20 protein-coding genes and 2 tRNA genes are annotated in these 20,740 nt (G+C 56.7%); 15 read left to right on the top strand and 7 right to left on the bottom strand.

Annotation, left to right across the window (positions count from 1 at the left end):
* Positions 1 to 35: 35 nt before the first annotated feature.
* Complete coding sequence (locus VFX97_07455) at positions 36 to 479, top strand: hypothetical protein (protein HEX5703018.1); 444 nt, start codon at positions 36 to 38, stop codon at positions 477 to 479.
* A 98-nt stretch (positions 480 to 577) separates the two neighbouring features.
* On the opposite strand, the gene VFX97_07450 is transcribed toward VFX97_07455, so the two are convergent.
* Positions 578 to 664 (bottom strand) — tRNA-Leu (locus VFX97_07450).
* A 60-nt stretch (positions 665 to 724) separates the two neighbouring features.
* Positions 725 to 1,135 (bottom strand): hypothetical protein, encoded by a 411-nt coding sequence (locus VFX97_07445; GenBank protein ID HEX5703017.1) that lies wholly within the window; start codon positions 1,133 to 1,135, stop codon positions 725 to 727.
* Positions 1,136 to 1,384: 249 nt separating this feature from the next.
* Here VFX97_07445 and VFX97_07440 point away from each other — a divergent pair, with 249 nt between their 5' ends.
* The 8 genes from VFX97_07440 (at position 1,385) to VFX97_07405 (ending at position 11,496) form a co-directional block, all read left to right on the top strand.
* The gene (locus VFX97_07440) at positions 1,385 to 2,107 is read left to right on the top strand and encodes a YggS family pyridoxal phosphate-dependent enzyme (GenBank protein ID HEX5703016.1); all 723 of its coding nucleotides are present in this window, start codon (positions 1,385 to 1,387) and stop codon (positions 2,105 to 2,107) included.
* Between the two features lie 2 nt (positions 2,108 to 2,109).
* Complete coding sequence (locus VFX97_07435) at positions 2,110 to 2,727, top strand: YggT family protein (protein HEX5703015.1); 618 nt, start codon at positions 2,110 to 2,112, stop codon at positions 2,725 to 2,727.
* 116 nt (positions 2,728 to 2,843) lie between these two features.
* Positions 2,844 to 3,134: a DUF167 domain-containing protein gene (locus VFX97_07430; GenBank protein HEX5703014.1), complete on the top strand. Its 291-nt coding sequence runs from the start codon at positions 2,844 to 2,846 to the stop codon at positions 3,132 to 3,134.
* 11 nt (positions 3,135 to 3,145) lie between these two features.
* Positions 3,146 to 6,097, top strand: coding sequence for a protein kinase (locus tag VFX97_07425; GenBank protein HEX5703013.1), 2,952 nt, complete (start codon positions 3,146 to 3,148; stop codon positions 6,095 to 6,097).
* Between the two features lie 78 nt (positions 6,098 to 6,175).
* A complete protein-coding gene (locus tag VFX97_07420) occupies positions 6,176 to 6,919 on the top strand; it encodes a YebC/PmpR family DNA-binding transcriptional regulator (GenBank protein HEX5703012.1) in 744 nt (247 codons plus the stop codon).
* A 36-nt stretch (positions 6,920 to 6,955) separates the two neighbouring features.
* On the top strand, positions 6,956 to 7,297 hold the full coding sequence (locus VFX97_07415) for a hypothetical protein (protein HEX5703011.1): 342 nt from the start codon (positions 6,956 to 6,958) through the stop codon (positions 7,295 to 7,297).
* 48 nt (positions 7,298 to 7,345) lie between these two features.
* Positions 7,346 to 7,897, top strand: coding sequence for a crossover junction endodeoxyribonuclease RuvC (ruvC, locus tag VFX97_07410; GenBank protein ID HEX5703010.1), 552 nt, complete (start codon positions 7,346 to 7,348; stop codon positions 7,895 to 7,897).
* Between the two features lie 203 nt (positions 7,898 to 8,100).
* Positions 8,101 to 11,496: a PQQ-binding-like beta-propeller repeat protein gene (locus VFX97_07405; GenBank protein ID HEX5703009.1), complete on the top strand. Its 3,396-nt coding sequence runs from the start codon at positions 8,101 to 8,103 to the stop codon at positions 11,494 to 11,496.
* Between the two features lie 76 nt (positions 11,497 to 11,572).
* Here the strand turns inward: VFX97_07405 and VFX97_07400 are convergent, their stop codons facing one another.
* The 3 genes from VFX97_07400 to VFX97_07390 all read right to left on the bottom strand — a co-directional run bounded on the left by VFX97_07400 (position 11,573) and on the right by VFX97_07390 (position 13,085).
* Complete coding sequence (locus VFX97_07400) at positions 11,573 to 12,100, bottom strand: response regulator (GenBank protein ID HEX5703008.1); 528 nt, start codon at positions 12,098 to 12,100, stop codon at positions 11,573 to 11,575.
* Between the two features lie 193 nt (positions 12,101 to 12,293).
* Positions 12,294 to 12,379, bottom strand: a tRNA-Ser gene (locus tag VFX97_07395).
* A gap of 148 nt (positions 12,380 to 12,527) precedes the next feature.
* Positions 12,528 to 13,085 (bottom strand): dihydrofolate reductase family protein, encoded by a 558-nt coding sequence (locus VFX97_07390; GenBank protein HEX5703007.1) that lies wholly within the window; start codon positions 13,083 to 13,085, stop codon positions 12,528 to 12,530.
* Positions 13,086 to 13,377: 292 nt separating this feature from the next.
* Here VFX97_07390 and VFX97_07385 point away from each other — a divergent pair, with 292 nt between their 5' ends.
* From VFX97_07385 to VFX97_07360, 6 genes are all read left to right on the top strand, one after another.
* A complete protein-coding gene (locus VFX97_07385) occupies positions 13,378 to 14,331 on the top strand; it encodes a PhoH family protein (protein ID HEX5703006.1) in 954 nt (317 codons plus the stop codon).
* Positions 14,328 to 14,753 (top strand): rRNA maturation RNase YbeY, encoded by a 426-nt coding sequence (gene ybeY, locus VFX97_07380; GenBank protein HEX5703005.1) that lies wholly within the window; start codon positions 14,328 to 14,330, stop codon positions 14,751 to 14,753. The genes VFX97_07385 and ybeY overlap by 4 nt, the downstream gene beginning before the upstream one ends.
* Before the next feature lie 224 nt (positions 14,754 to 14,977).
* On the top strand, positions 14,978 to 16,279 hold the full coding sequence (locus VFX97_07375) for a hemolysin family protein (GenBank protein HEX5703004.1): 1,302 nt from the start codon (positions 14,978 to 14,980) through the stop codon (positions 16,277 to 16,279).
* 98 nt (positions 16,280 to 16,377) lie between these two features.
* Positions 16,378 to 17,520, top strand: a complete 1,143-nt coding sequence (gene speY, locus VFX97_07370; protein ID HEX5703003.1) for a deoxyhypusine synthase — start codon at positions 16,378 to 16,380, stop codon at positions 17,518 to 17,520.
* Between the two features lie 33 nt (positions 17,521 to 17,553).
* A complete protein-coding gene (locus VFX97_07365; GenBank protein HEX5703002.1) occupies positions 17,554 to 17,988 on the top strand; it encodes a YkgJ family cysteine cluster protein in 435 nt (144 codons plus the stop codon).
* A gap of 57 nt (positions 17,989 to 18,045) precedes the next feature.
* Positions 18,046 to 18,261: an MM0924 family protein gene (locus VFX97_07360; GenBank protein HEX5703001.1), complete on the top strand. Its 216-nt coding sequence runs from the start codon at positions 18,046 to 18,048 to the stop codon at positions 18,259 to 18,261.
* Between the two features lie 161 nt (positions 18,262 to 18,422).
* Here the strand turns inward: VFX97_07360 and VFX97_07355 are convergent, their stop codons facing one another.
* Positions 18,423 to 19,064 carry a C40 family peptidase gene (locus VFX97_07355; GenBank protein HEX5703000.1) on the bottom strand — a complete coding sequence of 214 codons (642 nt, stop codon included), beginning with the start codon at positions 19,062 to 19,064 and terminating at the stop codon, positions 18,423 to 18,425.
* Between the two features lie 165 nt (positions 19,065 to 19,229).
* Positions 19,230 to 20,423: a lipid-A-disaccharide synthase gene (lpxB, locus tag VFX97_07350; protein HEX5702999.1), complete on the bottom strand. Its 1,194-nt coding sequence runs from the start codon at positions 20,421 to 20,423 to the stop codon at positions 19,230 to 19,232.
* Positions 20,424 to 20,740 lie beyond the last annotated feature (317 nt).

Genomic DNA, 20,740 nt, shown 5'->3' with positions numbered 1-20,740 from the left:
CGCGCACCACTAAGCTTATCTGAAGGAGGATCTCAATGGTCCGTTCAATCATTGCCGTAATCGTCAGCTACATCGCCATGTTTGTGCTGAACTTATTGGGCTTCATCGGCCTGTACGCCGTCGTCGGCCCCAGCCAGGCATTCAAACCGCGCTTGTACGTCGCTTCGAACCGCTGGTTCGTGATGGCACTTGCGGTCATGATCGTGTCAGGCATCATCGCCGGGCTCATCTGCGCAGCGATTGCGCGTGGACGCAAAGCGACCCTGGCTTTGGCGGGCCTAATCCTCGTCGTCGGGTTACTGCTGGCGATTCCGGCGATCATGAAGAGCAGGGCAAACGCCGACATGGTTCGCGTGGGCGATGTTCCGGCGATGGAAGCCATGGAAAAGGCGTCCTGGCCGGTTTGGGCTCCGTTCGTTTTTCCGTTTGTCAGCGCGCTGGGCGCGGTGATTGGTGGGAAGTTAAAGAAGCGGACTTGAGCGGTACGCACGCCTCCGGCGTGCTATGAGCGCAAATGCACGCGGATCGCGAGCATACCGAAGAAAAAAAGGCGAGCCTGAGCTCGCCTTTTGATTTTTGGTGCGGATGAGAGGACTTGAACCTCCACGATGTCACCATCACAGGCTTCTGAGACCTGCGCGTCTGCCAGTTCCGCCACATCCGCGAACGGAAGGTGATCTTACGGACGCGTCTCTGGAAGTGTCAAGCAGACTCAATCCGCCGGTTATCGATTCCAGCTTGTGGTTCGTCGCGCGCGTCGGCTAAGCCGAACGTCCCTGCGATCAAAGTCGCCATCACCGTCACGGTCGACGCGATTCCGTCTTCCAAGGAACACGTCATTGCGATCGAAATCACCATCGCCATCTCGGTCTACGCGTCGGCTGCGCCCGTAGCGATTATCGTCATCGCGGTCGCGCCAACGGCGATTGCGATAGATGTTGTTGCTGCGGTTTGGCCCACGTCCGTCCCAGCGGCCATCGCGAGCATCGTGACCATTCACGAACTTCTCGTTCTTCTTGTCCTGGCCACGGCCACGTCCGCGCCCTTGCGCGAAAGTCAGGACCGGCATCGCTACCAGCAAAATTAGTCCCAACAAGATCGCTTTTGCGAACTTGCTTCCTTTAGTTAAGTTCATTATCAGTTCCTCCGAATTTGAAAATCCAAAAATTATTGCGAGTTGGTTGTCGCGCGGGGTACATGGTTATTAAGTCAACCGCCGTGCCGCAGGAGATCGCCACCCATTTGCGGGAATTGCGGCGATTTTATTGGTTTAAGCCGCACGATATCGTGACGCTTGGGGCCGATATCGGACGTCGATATTGATGGATGTCGTATTTGCCGGTCCTTGAAAACCGTTGTTATAGTGCGCGTAAGGCCTAAGAAAATGAATTCGGTGGATTCGATTGAGGACGAGTTGCGCCGGCGCTTGCTTGGTGTGGGGTCGCGCATTGAGGCTGCGGCGAAACGGAGCGGCAGACCGCGCGAGGCGATCCAACTGATTGCGGTGAGCAAGACTCATCCGGTTGATGTTTTGCGCGCGGCGATCAAGGTCGGCATGACGGATCTCGGCGAGAACCGTGTGCAGGAAGCGGAACCGAAGATCGACGAACTGGGACGTGAAGCCGCGAGGTGGCACTTGATCGGGCATCTTCAGTCGAACAAGGCCAGACGCGCCGTTCAGATCTTCGACATGATTCATTCGATCGATTCTGCAGCACTGGTGGAAAAGCTCGATCGTGCGTGCGCCGAGCTAGATCGGGAAGAATTGCCGGTTCTGATTCAAGTCGATCTCGGACACGAGACGACGAAGTCCGGCGCAGACGAAACAGAACTGCCGGGACTCATCGGCGCGGTGACCGGCAGCGCACGTCTAAAGCTGGTCGGATTCATGACTTTGCCGCCCTTCTTCGAAGATGCGGAATTGACGCGGCCGTTTTTTGCGAAGCTGCGCAGCTTGCGCGACGAATATCAGGACCGCGGCGTGTTCGGCGGCGCGCAGGGTGAATTATCAATGGGCATGACGAACGATTTCGAAGTGGCGATTGAAGAAGGAGCGACGATGGTGCGCGTCGGCACGGCAATCTTCGGTGCGCGCGAAACGGCATAACAATGCTAATCCTGAAAACACTTTATCTGTTCATCACGTGGGGTGTGATGGCCTTAGCGATCGCCGCAATTGCGCTAATCATTTTGCGATCGATTTATAACTACGCCGACGTAAACCCATTTCGGCGCTCAGCGATTTCTTTGAAGCGGGCAACCGATCCGATGATTCTTCCGATTCGCCGCCTGCTGGTCGCGTTTCGGCTCGAGCCAAAAATAGCGCCGTTCATCGCCGTTCTCCTGATCATTCTGGTTGGTTATTTTGTATTTCAAGTGGCGAGCAGCGTGCTCAACACGATCGCGGGCATCCTCTATGCCGTGAGCAGTGGCGTTCCTGGTTTTCCCATCGCCATTGTTGGTTATCTTGTCTTCGGGCTGCTGGGACTTTACACGTTGGCGATTTTCATGCGGATCTTTCTTTCCTATGGCGCTCTCGGCTACGGAAATCGGTGGATGCGTTTTCTTATTCGCATCACCGAGCCGTTGATGGGCCCGCTGCGTCGCCACATCCGCCCCGTGGGCATGTTTGATATCTCGCCGATCATCGCTTTTCTCATCCTTTGGGTTTTGCAAGCCATTGTCGCGGCGACACTATTGAAGGGCTGGCCGGTTCATTTCTTCTAGATAGCGTTAGAGTGCCAACTTTAGTCGGCTTTCAATCGTTGAAAATACCCGACTGAAGTCGGTACTCTAGCGCTTCGTTTACTATTCACGATTCGCGATTTAATATCTCCGCGCCAGTGATTCGTTATTCGCAGCACGGCCGCACCCTCACTTTTGCGGTGCGAGTGGCGCCCCGAGCTTCCCGCAGCGAAATTAGTGGTGAGCACGATGGCGCTTTACGGGTTAGAATAGCCGCGCCACCGGTAGACGGCGCGGCCAATCGCGAATTGACCCGGGTGATCGCGAGAGCACTAAAGGTGTCGCAGAATGCCGTCGAGATAATTGCCGGCACAAGTTCAAGAAACAAAACTATTAGAGTTCAGGGCGTGGACGCCGACACGCTCGAACGTTTGATTCAGTCGCAGTAACAGTTCCCGGGATGGAGCTCACTTCAATCTCCCGTTATCGCATCCTCCAGAAGCTCGGCGCTGGCGGCATGGGTGAAGTTTATCTCGCTGAGGATACGAAGCTCGGCCGCAAAGTCGCGCTCAAACTGTTATCTGAAGAGCTGACTCACAATCGAGATCGCCTGAGCCGGTTCGACCAGGAAGCCTACGCAGCTTCCGCGCTGAATCATCCCAACATCCTGACAATTTACGAGATGGGTGACGAGGCCGGCCGTCACTACATCGCCACCGAATACATCGACGGGATCACTCTGCGCAAGCGGCTGAGCGGACAACCGATGGATCTCACCGAGATTCTCGACATCGCGATCCAAATTACCGGCGCGTTGGAGGAAGCCCACGCCGCCGGAATCATTCACCGCGACATCAAGCCTGAGAACGTGATGATTCGTAAGAATGGTCACGTGAAGGTTCTGGATTTCGGTCTGGCAAAGCTGCTGGACCGATCAGTCGAGGGCGATCAGACAGATACGGAAGCCGTGACGCGCGCGTTTGTACAAACCGACGCGGGTGTAGTGATGGGAACTTCGCTGTACATGTCGCCCGAGCAAGCGCGCGGCAAAGGGGTCGATGCGCGCAGCGACATTTGGAGCCTCGGCGTAATCCTCTACGAGATGGCAGCCGGCCGCGCCCCCTTCATGGGCGAAACGAAAACCGACATCATCGTGGCGATTGCCAAAAGTGAGCCTTCGCCGCTTGCCCGCTTCGCGCCCGGACTTCCGCCTGAGTTCGAGTGGGTGGTCATGAAAGCGCTTCGCAAGAACGCCGACGAGCGCTACCAGACAATCAAAGAACTCGAGTCCGATCTCAAAAAGCTGAAACAGAAAGTCGTGTTTCAAACAGAGCTGGAACGCTCGATGGGTCCCGACCGTCTCACCGGCGCGATGACGACGTTCGGTGATACGGACGTGCCGCACCACTCGTCGCATTTGAGTTTTCAACCGGCGCTCCCGTCGACGATGCACTCGACCAGCACTGTTCAGAGTGCCGCACAAACGCGGGCCTCGAGTGTTGAGTACATCTTTGAAGGCATCAAGCGTCACAAGCTCAAGGTCGCAGCCGTGGCCGTCGGAATCGCACTGCTGGTTGGTGGAGTTTGGCTTCTGGCTTTCCGTCGTGCAACCCCCGCATTGACTGACAAGGACCATATTCTGCTGGCCGACTTTGTGAATACGACCGACGATACGGTTTTTGATGTGACCCTGAAACAGGCACTGGCGGCGCAACTGCGGCAGTCACCGTTTCTCGACATCGTGTCTGAAGATCGTGTTCGTGACGCGCTGAAGCTCATGGACCGGTCTCCGGACGAGCGCGTAACGCGCGAAATCGCACGCGACATCTGCCAGCGCCAGGGTATTAAGGCGATGCTGATCGGAACGATTTCAAGCGTCGGGAGTGGTTACGTGATTTCGCTGGAGGCTTTGAACGGTGAGACGGGCGACACTATCGCGGCTGATCAGGCTGAGGCGACCAACAAGGAACAGGTGCTAAAGGCGCTCGGACAGGCGGCATCGCGCCTGCGCGAGAAGCTCGGCGAATCGCTTAATGACATTAAGAAATTCGACGCTCCGATTGAACAAGTTACGACCTCGAAGCTTGAGGCTCTGCGGTACTACTCGCTGGGTTTCCAGCAACATTCGAGAGGTCGCTATGACGACGCGATTCCGCTCTATGAGCACGCGATCGAAGTAGATCAGCGATTCGCGATCGCGTACGCGCGGTTAGCGACGTGCTACAACGTCAAGAAGAAGTTAGAGCAGGCGCGGGCTGCGTCATCAAAGGCCTACGAATATCGCGACCGCGCCAGCGAGCGCGAGAAGCTTTACGTAGAGTGGAATTACTACGGCGCGGTTACTGGTGACATCGTCAAAGCCGCAGAATCCCTCGATGTGTGGAAGCGAACTTTTCCACGCGATTGGGAGCCGCACCACCTGCTCGCCGTTCGGTACACGCTGACTGGGCCGTTCGATGAAGCGCTTAAGGAAGCCAGCGAAGCGGCGCACTTGAATCCAAAGGAGCCGAAGGTGCACGCGAACCGCGCCAACGCGTTTATCGGTCTGAATCGATTTGACGACGGAAAGCAGGTTTTGTGGAACGCGCTGGCTCAGAAGATGGAAACCGACTCGATGCACCAGCACCTTTACAATCTCGCGTTCGTGAACAACGACGCTGGGGGCATCAAGGACCAACTGGACTGGGCTGCCAGCAGGTCATCGAGATATCTGCTAAACGTCTGGCAAGCGCACGCCGCGGAGTTTTATGGAAAGTTGGCTGAGGCTAATCAGTTCACCGACAAAGCCGTGGATAACAATAGCGACGCGGCTCCTCAGTTACTCGCCCAACAAGCGATGCGCGCCGCGACGTTTCGCGATTGTGGAAAAGTGAGTGCGCTCACCAGCAAGGCGTTGTCATTGTCGCGCGACCTCTTGTACCTGGAGCACTCAGCCCACGCGCTGGCCGCTTGCGGGCAGGGTGCTGCGGCTCAATCGCTGATGAAGGAGATGCAGGACGCCTTTCCGCGGGACACGCTGCTCCACAATGTGTGGATTCCTTTGATTCGTGCTCAACTTGAACTCGCGCGCGGTAACACCCCGGAAGCGATCCAGCAGCTCGAAGCGACTCGGAAGTACGAAGTCTACGGCGATTACTGGCCGCAGTACGTGCGCGCTCAGGCGTATGCGAAACAGGGGAACGGCTTGCAGGCAGCAAACGAATTCCGATATATCCTCGATCATCGCGGGTGGCACCCGCTGTCGCCGCTCTACGCTTTGGCGCGACTGGGATACGCCCGGGCTTCGGCGCAAAGCGGCAACACTGCCGAAGCTCGCAAGGCCTACCAGGACTTTTTCGACCTCTGGAAAAACGCTGATGCGACGGTCCCTTTTGTCGCCGAAGCGCGCCAGGAATACGACAAGTTGAAGTAGTCCGCCTGCTACCTCGACGCGCGGCTCGCGTGATATAGTCTGGCCTCAATCAATCCAACTCAATAAGGATCTCTTTCCATGTCGGGACATTCGAAGTGGCATTCGATTAAGCACAAGAAAGGCGCGGCAGATGCCAAGCGCGGCAAACTCTTCACCAAGTTCATCAAGGAACTGACCGTCGCGGCGCGCACCGGCGGCGGCGATCCGGACGCAAATGCGCGCTTGCGCAAAGCCATCTCCGACGCGAAAGCCGGCAACATGCCGAACGATACGATCGACCGCGCGATTCGCCGCGGCACCGGCGAAGAAGAAGGCGTCAACTACGACGAGATCACTTACGAGGGCTATGGTCCCGGCGGTGTCGCGCTGCTCATCGAAGCGATGACTGACAATCGCAATCGCACGGTCGCTGAGATCCGTCACATCTTTTCGAAGAACGGCGGCAACCTTGGTGAGTCAGGCTCAGTCGGTTGGATGTTCGAAAAAAAGGGTTACCTGGTTGTTGATAAAACCGCGAAGGCCGAAGATGAGCTTTTCGATCTTGCGATCGAAGCCGGCGCGGAAGATATCCGCGATGATGAAGACAACTGGGAAATTATCACCGCGCCCGACACTTTCGAAGCGGTGCAAAACGCCATCAAGGCAGCGGGAATTACGCCGCAGGTAGCCGAAGTCGAGATGCTACCGCAGAACTACATCAAGCTTGAAGGTGCGCAAGCAAATCAGATGGTCAAGCTGATGGAGTCGCTCGAGGATCACGACGACGTTCAGAAGGTCTCCGCGAACTTTGATATGAGCGCCGCCGACATGGCGGCGGCTTAGGTTGCCAATTGTTTGCGACATCGAGGTTCAGAATCAATGTTACGATCCTGGTCCACGATGGCTGATTCGAACAACAGCGAGTTAATTGGTTTCATCGGTGGCCGGTTTGAAGCGCTGAACGAGCGGTTCGAGGCGATGAGCGATCGGCTCAACTTAATCACGCAGCGAATGGTGACTAAGGAGCATCTTGACGCTTCTATTACGGCAGTTCGTGGCGACATTGAACAGATTCATCTTCGGCTCGACTCGATAGAGCATCGCATCTCTTCCAGAGACGAGCATTTAGACGCTGAAATCTCCCGCTTGCGCAGCGCTGTCTACGTCCTCGGCAAAGACCGCCCCGATGTGCTGCGGCTTCTCGGCCACCAATCCTCCTAATTACGAAAACTGGTGACAGCTTGATCGGTGCCGTGCTAACGTCGCGGCGTGCGTGTTCTCGGAATCGATCCAGGCAGTCAAGTAACCGGATGGGGCGTCGTTGAAGGTGATACGAACGGCCGCAGCTATCGCTTGATCGAATTCGGGGTGGTGCGACTCAACTCCGCGGCGACTTTTTCTTCACGACTGCTAAAAATTAGTCGCGCCCTCGACGAAGTCATCTCGCGGCTGAAACCGGACGCCTGCGCGATTGAGGAAGCCTTCCTCGCCACTAATCCGAAAGTTACTTTGAAGTTAGGACAGGTGCGCGGCGTCGCTTTACTCGCTGCCGAAAGTGCCGCGTTAGAGATCGGTGAGTACTCACCGCGTTCAATCAAGCAAACGGTGGCGGGTTATGGAAATGCCGAGAAGCGACAGGTCCAGGAAATGGTGCGGCTGCTTTTGTCTCTGCCTTCAGTGCCTGAGCCACACGACGCGGCCGACGCCCTTGCGGTGGCCATTTGCCATTTTCACCATGCGGGCATCAGCGAAAGACTAGTTGCAGCTCAAGCTCGCAGCCAGCTTAATCCGAGGGTTGCGGCCGCTAGCCGCCGACGCTGATTCCACCTGCGCCAGGATTCTTGGCACGCAGAACGTTTGGCAGTGGATTGTGCTTCAGGACACACCCCTACCTCGCGAGCGCGTGCTATAGTCTGAGGCTTTTTATGCCGATTTCTCATGCACCTGGCGGTACCTTCCTTTCGCCCCACGTTTGGCGTTAACGGATGCCTGAACAGTAGTCGACAATTAGGAGATTCCGTCGAATGCCCTCTCGCACAGTCGTTTCCGTGGCGCTCTTCGCTCTAGTCGCCCTTGCGCTGCTATTAACCACGAGCCGGTTCGACTCTCAGGCAAACAGCGCATCCACCAGCGTTCCCAGCCTGACCACACGCCTGGCCTCGGATAATTTAGCTCACGCCTCACAGACGCAATCGACCCAACCGCTGCTCAACCTGCAAGGCAAGCCAGCCAAGGATTATCTGAAAGAGCATGGCCTTTATGTTCGACTGCAGAATTTGATCGAGGCGGCACAGTACCAGATTACTCAGAGTAAGAAATTAACGGCGAGCGACGCGGCGGAAAATGACCGATTCGGTTACTCGGTAGCGACCAGCGGCAACACAGTAGTGGTCGGAGCTTACGGTAAAAACTCCAACACTGGCGCGGTGTACATCTTCGAGCGCAATCAGGGTGGAGCCGAGAACTGGGGACAGGTGAAGGTAGTTACTCCTGTTGATGCGGCGGCAAATGACCGGTTCGGTTGGTCCGTAGCGATCGACGTCGACACCGTAGTGGTCGGAGCTTGGCTTAAGAACTCCAACACTGGCGCGGCTTATATCTTCAAGCGTAATCAGGGCGGAACTGAGAACTGGGGACAGGTGAAAAAACTCACCGCCAGTGATGCCGCCGCAAATGGCCTTTTCGGTTCGTCGGTATCGATCAACGCCGACACAGTAGTGGTCGGAGCTTACGGCACTGTCCCCAGCTCGGACTATGTCTCCGTTGGCGCGGCCTATATCTTCGAGCGCAATCAGGGTGGAGCTGAGAACTGGGGACAGGTAAAGAAACTGACCGCCAGTGATCCGGCAAATCATGCGTATTTCGGTTACTCGGCATCGATCAACGGTGACACAGTGGTGGTCGGAGCTTACGGCAAGAACCCTGGCACGGCCTACATCTTCGAGCGCAATCACGGTGGAGTTGGGAACTGGGGACAGGTGAAAAGACTAACCGCGAGTGATGGTGTAGGCGGCGACCAATTCGGTATCTCGGTCGCGATCAATGAGGACACGTTAGCGGTCGGAGCTATTCATGGGAACCGCGCCACTAGTGGTGCGGTCTATATCTTCAAGCGCAATCACAATGGTGTTGGAAGCTGGGGACAGGTGCAGGAACTGACTGCGAGTGATGCGAATTTACTGGATGAATTCGGTATTTCCGTAGCGATCGATGGCGACACCTTGGTGGTCGGAGCTTGGGCCATAAATCTCGCCACTGGTGGTGCCGCCTACATCTTCGAGCGCAATCAGAATGGCGTTGAAGGCTGGGGAGAGGTGCAGAAACTCACCGGGAGTGATACGGCGGCGCAGGACCAGTTTGGTTCGTCGGTAGGGATCGAGGGCGACACAGTGGTGGTCGGTGCGGTGGGTAAGAACTCCAAGACTGGCGCGGCCTATACATTCGAGTTGCCGTCTACACCCACCCCGAGTCCGACCCCGAGTCCGACACCGCCAGCCAACGCTAGTTGCAGTTTTACAGCGAACCTCGGCAGCCCGCCGGCACCCGCAACGACCGGTACGATGACAACCCGATTGTTTCGAGGCGAAGCGCAGGGCACCTGCAGCACCAATTCGTTCCCCGGGAATACTGGTTCCGGCTCATTTCCATTCGACGCTTATACGCTAACGAACTCATCACCCTCGCCAGTCTGTGTATCAGCGGCGTTGACTGTAAATTCCCAGTCCAACGCGAACTATCAAATCGCGGCTTTCCTGGCGCCGTTTGTCGCGACTGACATCACCAATGCATCCCGTTACCTTGGTGATCCCGGTCTTAGTAGTGGCAGCCCACCTAACATTAAGTCGTTCCAGTTCACGGTTCCGGGCAACACCAGCTTTGCGATTGTCGTCTTCTCCGTCAACGGCACAGCGGAACTTGGAGGGAGTTACACGTTCCAGGTGATGTCAATGAGCAGCTTCTGCCCGGCGCCGACTCCCGCGGCGACACCCCCGGCGACGCAGGGGAGCGCAGTGGCCTATCAAATCGACGCCGCCCATACCGGAGCGCAGTTCGACACGGTTGTTCCACCTCTGGTGCAGCGGTGGTCCAGGGACTTGGGCGGTCAGATCTCTTATCCCCTAATCGTCGGCGGCAGGATCTTCGTCACCGTTGCGAACCAAGCCAGCCCTGGCACAAAACTATATGCCCTCGACGAGGCAAATGGCGCCACGTTGTGGGGGCCCGTCGATCTCGGAGGAAACTATGGCTGGTCCAACGCCGCCTATGATTCGGGACGCGTCTTCGCGGTAAATGTCGACGGCGTCCTTCGCGCCTTCGACGCAGCGTCAGGCACGCTGCTATGGTCGAAGCAGCTTCCTGGGCAATACTCGTTCAACTCACCGCCGACCGCGTCAGATGGCGTGGTGTACGTGGTCGGGGCCGGTTCGGGCGTGACACTGTACGCCGTTGATGAGCAGGATGGCACAGTGAATTGGTCCAACCTGCTCTTTAGTGGCAACGACAGCTCACCAGCCGTAACCTCAAATGGAGTATTTGTCGCATTTTCTTGCAACAACGTTTACGATTTTTCGCCTCAGGACGGGTCTCTGATCTGGGAACATGCCGAGGGGTGCACCGGCGGAGGAGGAAGTACACCAGTCTTCTTCGGCGGGCGTTTGCATGTGGGCGATTCTCTGTCACCAAAGCTGATGTTCGATGCGCCCACTGGTGCGGTTTTAGGCACTTTCCCGGCAGGTCCACCTCCGGCATTCAGCGGCTCCACAGGTTTCTTCCTCTCCGGATCTATTCTAAGAGCGCGCGACGCCTACTCTGGGGCAATCCGGTGGTCCTTCACGGGCGATGGCACCCTCATTTCCGCGCCAATCGTAGTTAACGGCTACGTTTACATTGGTTCGAGCAGCGGAAAGGTCTACGCTCTCGATGGGAATACTGGGGCGAACGTCTGGACGGGGAACCTGGGTGCGGCCGTTCAGGCGACCGAGTCGCCGGTCACCCGGCCGCACACCGGACTCGGCGCCGGTGACGGACTGATTGTCGTGCCGGCTTCGAATTTATTGGTCGCCTATCAATCTTCGCCGCGCCTGATCACAGACGACGATAATCATGCTATCGCGGTCGATTCGGTCACGTTGGTCCGCGATCCGATTTCTGTTGTTGGTTCCCACAATTTCAGTTTGGACCAGAGGACACGCGTGATGATCTTCACTTCGAACCTCGGGTTGAAGCAGCCGACGAGCGATCTGTCGGTGACGGCGGGAGGAATTCCGCTCACAGTGGAAGCTGTCGGCACGCTGGCAGGCGTGCCAGGAATTTCCTACATCATCGTTAAGCTGGATCCAATGCTTTCCAGTAATGTGTCAGTCTCAGTCACGTTTCGCGGCTTGACGAGCAATGCGGGTGTCCTAAGCATTAGCCCTTAAGTCGTGCAGGCGCACGAATGGCTGCCTGGAACAGATCAATGCTCCTCCAAACCACGCTTCGTCAATATGCGAATTTTTACGCTGCTAGTTTTCCCGTCGGCGCGTAGTAATCCAACAGTGCATCCAACCGGTCGAAATCGATAGGCTTTAACAAGAAGTCATCGCAGCCTTCGGCGATCGCGCTGGTGCGATACTTCTCCGGATCCTGGCCGGTAACGATCACGATAGGCACCGTCTCAAAGTTTGGATTTTGCCGCAGACGGTGAATCACGCCCAGACCGTTCAGCCGTGGCAATTGCAGATCGAGCAGAATCAGATCCACCTCTTCCGTCTCCGCAACTTCGATCGCCTGCTTTCCGTCCCAGGCCTCGATGACGCGATAACCTTTGCGCGTCAAAACGGTCCTGAGCAGGAACGAGGTCTCGTCATTATCTTCGACGACTAAAACAGTAGGCCGTTGCTGCGCCAAAACTGCCGGCAACCACGCGTGCTCAAACGTAAAACGATTGGGCGTCGGCGGTTCAAATGGGGAGACTGGCGTACTCGCGCGGCGGGGGCCGCCCAATGAGCCGGTATTGATCGGATATTCGAATTTAGAATTCATGTCCTGATGAGCATCGCTTTGGCCCCGGGCTTAACCCCTCAAGCAAGCCGCTGCGACTGCTACCTCCCCTCAACCCGAATTTGGCCTCGCATTCTATTCCTGACGGCAAGATTTGATGTTGCGGAAATCTTAAAGACTTCTACACGAGACTGTGTCGCGCGGTTTTCGTGAGGAAAAATGCGGGTTGGAAGAGTGGCGGAGGGGACAGGACTCGAACCTGCAAGCCCTTGCGGGCGGCGGTTTTCAAGACCGCTGCATTACCAATTATGCTACCCCTCCGTGACGGGCGCTCAGGCGAGCTATAGCTTAGCCAACCTTTCATCCACCGCCAAACTGGCAAGCGAGAATTTTTAATCTACGATCTCTCAATCGAGAGGTGGCAATCCCCGCGATCCGGGCGCGACGACATGTGAAGACCAAGGCGGGGTTATCTTATCGGCTCATACCGCATCGCCACGGCTCCCGAGCCGAACTCCAGCCGGCCGACGAGCTTCAAGTCGATATACTTCGATAGCCCCGCGAACAATGTCGGCCCATGGCCCGCTAGCCTGGGATGCACGACGAACTCGTATTCATCGATCAGTCCCAGCTCCGCGAGCGCCAGCGCGAGCGTCACGCCTCCCAGGAACAGTCCCTTGCCCGACTCCTGCTTGAGCTGCTGCACGGCCTCCCCCAGATCCCCGCGCACGAGCTCCGCGTTCCAATCGACCCGGTCCAGGGTGCTCGACACGACGTACTTCTTTGCCGCGTCGATCGTCCGGGCGAAGGGCTCCATCCAATCGGCCATCCAATCCGGCCTCACTCCCGTGGCCGGCGGTCGCCACGCGGCCTCCATCATTTCGTAGGTTACCCGGCCGAAGAGGAGCGCGTCGGCTTGCGCGAGTCTCTCGGCCCAGTAACGATGCAACTCTTCATCCGTGGTCGCGGCTTGATGGTCGCAGCACCCGTCCAGGGTGACGTTGATGGCATACCGAAGGGGTCGCATTTACGTAAGAGTACGGCTGATTGTTAAAGTTAACCGTGGCGCGATTTCACGCCACTCGATCCGGGTAATCCTAGAATCTGGCCGCCGCCTTTAGCAAGGCCTTGAGGTACCAAACTGAGTTCCTGTGGCTCAGTGTCGGGCGGACGTTGGCATGTTGAAGGCTTGATAATTGACACTGTTACTGCCCTGTAGTAGTTTGCGGTTACGCACTTATGCGACAAATTGCTTTCGCAATTCATTCCTCAAACACCTCTGCAAGAACGTTCACCAGTAAGGAGATCGTCGTAGTCATTTGAAGCAAATCGAGCTTCCACCCAGAGGCCTGGAAACGCTCTTCGGCGTTCACGACCAGAATATTAAGTACCTCGAGTCTTTGCTCGACGTTCAGATTAACGGGCGTGGCCATAACGTCACCGTTGACGGCAATCCGAAGGACGTCGAAACCGTCGAGCAAATCTTGCAGGATTTCGCCGCGCTCTTTGCCGAGGGCCGCCAATTCAACGACAAAGAGTTGCGCGAAGCGTTTGCGCAAATTGCCGAGGATCGCGCTTACAGCCTGCACGATTACTTCACGCGTTCGCGATTCAGCCCGGCGGGCAAGAAGCAGGTAGCGCCAAAGTCGGCCATGCAACGCCGCTACGTCGAGGCCATCCAGAAAGATGACATCGTGTTTGGGATCGGCCCGGCCGGCACCGGCAAAACTTATCTCGGCGTCGCGATGGCGGTGCAGGCGCTGATGCAGAAGCAAGTCAACCGCATTGTCCTCGCGCGACCGGCGGTTGAAGCGGGCGAGAAACTTGGATTTCTGCCCGGGGATTTACAGGAGAAAGTTGACCCGTATCTGCGACCGCTGTACGACGCGCTGTTCGATCTGGTCGATTACGAGCGCGTGACGCGACTTTTGGAAAAGCGCGTCATCGAAATTGCGCCGCTGGCATTCATGCGCGGACGCACATTGTCAGACGCGTTCGTGATTCTGGACGAGGCGCAGAACACCACCAGCGAACAGATGAAGATGTTTCTCACACGTATCGGTTTTGGCTCGAAGGCGGTAATCACCGGTGACGTCACGCAAATCGATCTACCGACCGGAAAGCGGAGCGGACTTGTCGAAGCGGAACGTGTCCTCGCCAACATTGCGGGCATCGAGTTTATCTACTTCAGCGACAAAGACGTCGTACGTCACAAGCTCGTGCAAATGATTATCAAAGCGTACGAGACGCACACCAAGAAGATCGAGATGTGATCGAAATCATCAATCGCCAGCGGCGTCACAAGGTACAGGCGAAGCGTTGGCGCGAATTCGCTACGGGAGCTTCAAAAGCAATCGGCGCCGGCAAGCGCGACGCGGTGATTGTTTTTGTTTCCGACGCAGCGATGCGAAAACTGAATCGTCAGTTTCGCGGGAAGGACTCGGCCACGGACGTGCTTTCCTTTCCGGCGCAGCCTGAGTCTTTTGAGGCGGAAGCCGAAGCGAATCTCGGCGAAATCGTGATCTCGCTAGACCGCGCCCAGGTCCAGGCGAAAGAAAACGGATTGACTCTGGTCAACGAAGTCGAACAGCTAATCCTGCATGGCTTACTTCATCTCTGCGGCCACGATCATGAGACGGACGACGGTGAGATGAATCGACTGGAGCTTAAATTACGGAAGAAATTGGGAATTTGATCGAGGAAGATGGTTCCCCTCTCAGCAGCGGAGAGGGGGTTAGGGGGAGAGGTTGGCACGGCCTCGACCCCACCCCTATGCCCCTCCCCGCATGCGGAGAAGGTGAACCACTCGAGTATTTTTGGAGTGGCTGACCTGTCAGCGCTTTGGGAAAGCGGCGACAAGTCGCCGCACTCCAAGTCTTTGTCTATTCACGATTCACGATTTACTATTTAGTCGCCTCTATGGAAATTGCTTTAGCCGTCAGTTTTCTCCTGCTGCTGGCGCTGACATTTCTCGCTACGGTGGACATGGCTTTCGGCCAGTTGAGCGACGTCGGATTGCGTCGGCTCGCGGCCGAAGCCGAGGAACAGCCGAAAGCGCGCTACGCTCCGCTGCTCAATGAGATTCTCGAGAATCGTTCGCGGTTCAGTTTTACTCTTTCAGCCGCGATTCAGATCCTGCTGGTCGCCTTCACGGTCCTGGTCACATTCGTATCTTTGCGCTGGTTTTCACGCGCGGCCGTCGGCCTGATTGTATCCCTCGCCGTGACGCTGGTCCTCGCCGCAATCTTTCGTCAATTTATTCCGCGCCTGATCTCCCTGCGTAATCCGGAGTCAAAACTTCTGCGCCTGTTGCCGTGGGTCGCGCCGTTTTATCGCGTGCTGAGTTTCGCGGCTGAACCCTGGCACCGCTCGTTCGATCGGATGCGCAAGGTTGATGTGGAAGAGGACGTTTCGGAAGAGGATGAAGAAGACAACGGGGACGACATCGAAGCCCTAATCGATGTCGGCGAAGCGGAAGGCATCATCGAAGAGGAAGAGCGCGAACTGATTCAATCGGCGATCGAATTCGGCGACACGCGCGTGGGCGAAGTGATGACGCCGCGCACAGAAATTGTGGCGCTGCCGAACAACGCGACCGTGCGCCAGGCGCGCGATATCATTATCGAATCGCGTCACTCGCGCCTGCCGGTCTATCGCGATCAGATCGACAATATCGAAGGCATCGTCTACGTCCGTGACTTGTTGCCGCTGCTCTCTCTGGGCAAATCGGATTCGCCGATCACACCGTTTATTCGGCCCGTTTTCTTTGTCCCTGAGACCAAGCCGGTCGACAAGCAGCTTCAGGAGATGCAGAAGGCGCGCACCTACATGTCCATCGTGATTGACGAATACGGCGGCGTGGCGGGTCTGGTGACCGTCGAAGACATCCTTGAAGAGATCGTGGGCGAGATCGAAGACGAAGATATCAGCAGGCAGGAGCTGGAGGAGATCGTTCCCGTGGGCGACGGGGTGTACGAGGTCCTGGGCAGCACAGAGATTGGCAAGATCGAGCGGCTGTTCGACATGGAGATCGAAGCGGACGACTTTACGACTATTGCCGGTTTAGTCATGGCCGAGAAGGGAAGCGTGCCGCGAGTAGGTGAACAACTGACGCTTCGCGGTCTCGAAGTCGAAGTGCTCAACGCTGATGAGAAACGGATCGGGCGACTGAGATTGAAGCAAGCTCCTGAGTCTCGGCCAGTCGGGACGGCGACGGGTTGATTGTTTACCGGCGGGCACGTGTTTTTTACGTTGACAACAATTCACTCCTCGTTGACTATCGTTCTTCGCGGTTAAATTCACTCCTCAACTGAGAAGCGTTGGCAAAGAAGCAAAGTAAATTTCTGCGCGGGCGACGGATCGATCCGAAGCCCATCACGCGCACGACGAAGCTGGTCGATCTGGTCGATAACGCGTTCGTCGCTTACAACGCGGCGCGTCTGCGCGAAGCGTGCGGATTGTTTGCCGAGAAGATGCTCGAGCCCGACGTCACCGTCGGCGTGACGTTGACCGGCGCGTTGACGCCGGCGGGCCTCGGCATGTCGGCCCTCATTCCGCTCATCAAAGCAGGCTTTATCGACTGGATCATTTCAACCGGCGCCAACTTTTATCACGACACGCACTTTGGTCTCGGCCTTTCGATGCACGAAGGCAGCGCGCAGACCTCGGACGTCGTTCTACGCGAAGAAGAGGTGGTCAGGATCTACGACATCTTCTTTGATTACTCAGTTCTGCTCGACACCGACGCGTTCTTTCGCCGCATGATCGAAGCGGACGAATTTCAAAAGCCGATGTCCACCGCCGAGTTTCACTATCGTGCCGGCCGTTACGTGCTGGAGCGCGAACGAAAGCTGGGAATCAAGAACAAATCGTTGCTGGCGGCGGCGCATGAACATGCGGTACCGCTCTACACGTCGTCGCCTGGCGATTCATCGATTGGCATGAACGTCGCGGCGAAGGCTCTACAAGGCAACAAGCTCGCCTTCGATCCTTCGCTGGACGTGAATGAAACTGCATCGATTGTGCTGGCGGCGAAGCGCGGATTGATTCGTGATCGGGTCAAGGGTTCAAATAAGAAGAAATCCGGAGGCAAGTCGGCCATCTTCATTCTCGGCGGAGGCTCGCCAAAGAATTTTGCCCTGCAAACCGAACCGCAGATCCAGGAAGTTTTAGGCATCGATGAGCGCGGCCACGATTATTTTCTGCAAGTCACTGACGCGCGGCCGGACACGGGCGGCCTTTCCGGTGCGACGCCGGGCGAAGCCGTTTCGTGGGGCAAAGTGGATCCCGATCGCTTGCCCGATGCAGTAGTTTGTTACCTTGATTCAACCGTGGCCCTTCCGATTATTACGGCGTACGCTCTGGCGAAGCACAAGCCGCGGCCACCACGACGCTTGTACGACCGGCGTGAAGAGTTCATGGAGTTGTTGCTAACTGAGTACAGACGATCGACCAGGCGATAGGTCAGGACCGACTGCGATAGGCTCAAAAGGACGATGGGAAACAACGGACGGCTAAAGCTTTCGAACGAAATAGAAACGGTGCCGAATCGCACCTACTACAATTGTTCAAGTTGCCCGGCGTACTGTTGCGCGATCTACGAGCGCGTGCAAGTGACGCCGCGCGACATTAAGCGGCTGGCGAGGCACTTCACCGTCGACTACGCGACCGCCGAAAAGCGCTTCACGACCACCTGGCAAGGCGAGCGCATTCTGCGCCGCAAATCAGATCCAGTACTCGGAGAAGCGTGTAAGTTTCTCAATCTGGAAACGCGCCGCTGCACGATTTACGACGCGCGTCCGCTGACCTGTCGCGAGTTTCCCGCGCGCAAACGTTGCGCATACTATGATCTGCTGACCTTCGAACGTAGCCAGCAGAACGACCGGACGGTTCTGCCGTTGGTGCAGATTACATTTCGTGACGAAGACTAATCCGCAGTGGCAGGCAGGATGCCTGCGAACCGCCCGCAGGATGCGGGCGCTCCGAAAATGGAACAACTTCTCGCAAAACTGATCGGACGCGAAATCGATGTTATTTGCGCGGGCACCTCAGCCCTGCGCGGCGAATGTGTGGGCGTCGAGAACAGCGTGCTGCAGCTGAAAAATGATGAGGGCGAGGTTTTTTACATCGCCGTCGATAAGATAGTTGCGGTTTGGGAGAAGAAAGACAGGAGCCGCCACCCGGGTTTCGTGTTCAAGAACTGAGAAGTGGCACAGACTTCAGTGGTGCTGATGAGTACGAAGATCACAGACTGAAGTCTGTGCCACTTTAGACAAAAAAGCCGCCGCGATCTCTCGCGACGGCTTTCTCATTTATAGAAGTCTTTCCGTGAGACAAACCACCCGGTCCCGCAGGTGGTTCTGAGCTAGCGCGGCGTTCCCTCGTCGCTAAGGTTAACGACTGCCGGTTTCGGCTGACGCTTCATCGCGATTGGCTGCAGCCCTTCCAAAGGCACGCGTCGGAAGCCGTCAATTCGCGAAAGCCAATATTCACTAAACGGGGAATAGATCACACCGTTCCGGCGCGAGGCGTGATAGAAACCTTTTTCGTCGGCGACGATGCCCACGTGCGTCAGGCCACTGAAGAAAACCAGGGTGCCGGCTTTGAACCGCTCGTTCGCCGGCGGCGCTTCAAAGACCGCCCAGTATGAGCGTGCCGGACCGCGCGTGAAGTTCACGCCGATCTCGTTAAACGTGCGCCACACCAGACCGGAACAGTCGAAGGTGTTCGGCCCGGTCGTGTTAAAGCGATATGGGGCTCCCAAATGAGATTCAATCGCGCCGAACAATTGCGTCTGAAAGCGGACCTCCGCAGAGGCGTTCTTTGCAGGCGCTGGCGATCTGTCGTCGATGAGCTCTTCTGTCGGTGCTTCCGGAAGCGGATTATGAATCTCCAGCGCATAGCGCGGGCGATCATCAGGATTCCTTTTCTGGGCGACAGCGGTGACGGAAAGAGACAGCGCGCAGGCGGCAGTCAGCAGACAGGGGAACAGTTTTCTAAAATTCAAAGGGAAGTAATCGACTCCTATTCAACTTTGTGGGGCCTTGCTTGCTCGATGCGTGAGGTGCTGAGCAAATGTGATTCTAACCGCCGGACTGAGCGCGTACAAGACCCAATGTGACAGGTTTGTGAACGAAATGAGTCCACTTCAGAAACGATCGAGGTCGCCGGCTCAGGTTCTCGAGCGCAGGAACTCCAGAATGCTTGCGGCTGCTCGTTGCGAGGCTCCTTGCTCGCCAAGCTTCGCTGAAACCTCCTGCAGTTCATTTCGAACTCCCTGGTTACGGGCAGGCTCAAGCAAGGCGAGCAGTTCACCCGCCAACTGCTCGCCGTTCAAATCGTTCTGCATCAGTTCCGTCACCACTTCACGTCCTGCGACCAGGTTCACTAATCCGTAGTTATCCACCTGAATAAGCCGGCCCAGCAAATGCCAGTTGATCGGCGATTCTTTGTAAACGATGACCATCGGCGTGCCGAGCAGCGCCGCCTCTAACGTCGCCGTGCCGCTGGCGATCGCCGCCGCATCGGATGCGGCCAGCGCTTCACGCGTTTCGTGATGAATAACCCGCAGCGTGCCAGGCAGCGAACCGGCGTGCCTTTGGGAAGTGATCTGTTGCACCTCTGTCAGGGCGCGATTGGGTGCAATCACGAGAACGAACTGAATGTCTGGTCGAGTTTTTGAAATTCGCGCTCCGGCATCAAGCATTGATGGCAGGATGCGCATAAGTTCTTTGTGGCGGCTGCCGGGCAAGAAGGTAATGATCGGTTGCGCGGGATCGAGATCATGACGGCGACAAAATTCTTCACGATCGAAGGTTGGGCTCACGGTCCCAACCAACGGATGCCCGACGTACTCAACGTGATTCATGCCACGCGCGGCGTACCAGTCTTTTTCGAACGGCAAAATTGAGAGCAGCAGATCGACGTCGCGCCGGATGCTGTGCGCGCGATATGAACGCCAGGCCCATACCTGAGGACTCACGTAATAAATGACACGGAAGCCGCGCCGATGTAGCCAACGCGCCAGTCGCAGATTGAATTCCGGCCAGTCGATCAAAACTACCGCGTCGGGACGGCGCTCCATTGCGCCGTGTTTCAGATCGCCGAACGCGCGCAGAAATTTTGGCAGCACACTGCCGACCTCCCAAAGGCCCATGATGGACAGCGTGTCTGTATCAACAATCGACTCGACTCCAGCCGCGCGCATCTGTGCGCCTGTGGCGCCGAAGAATTCGAAGTTCGTTTGAGATGACGCTTCGCGCAGGGCACGCACCAATGATGCGCCATGGGCATCGCCGGAAGCTTCACCGGCGACGAGCATTAAGCGGAGCGAAGTGGGATCAATTTGAGATTTGGCATTTGACATTTGTCACGTGGCCATTTAAGTCGCGAGCGTTCTCGTTTAGAGAAGGTTGCCGTTCGACATCGCAAGGAACATCGAGATTGCAATGACCAGATGAAAAATCTCAAATGCCAAATGTCAAATGATCACGCTTTCGGTTCGTCAGCAACTCGCTTGTTCCCCATCGCGCGCGCATGTTAGCATCGGCGCACTTGCTTAGTGAAAACGGCGCGCCGGCTGCGGGTTCATCGCTTCGCAGAAGGCGCGATTGACTATTTGCAAGGCTCTCAAAAAATTGTGTTTCCCTCTCCCTTTGGGAGAGGGTAGGGCGAGGGGCGAAG

The organism is Pyrinomonadaceae bacterium, from assembly GCA_036277115.1.
Taxonomy (GTDB): domain Bacteria; phylum Acidobacteriota; class Blastocatellia; order Pyrinomonadales; family Pyrinomonadaceae; genus UBA11740.
The sequence above is the reverse complement of the archived record's forward strand: the minus strand, read 5'-3'. Positions and strand labels throughout refer to the sequence as shown.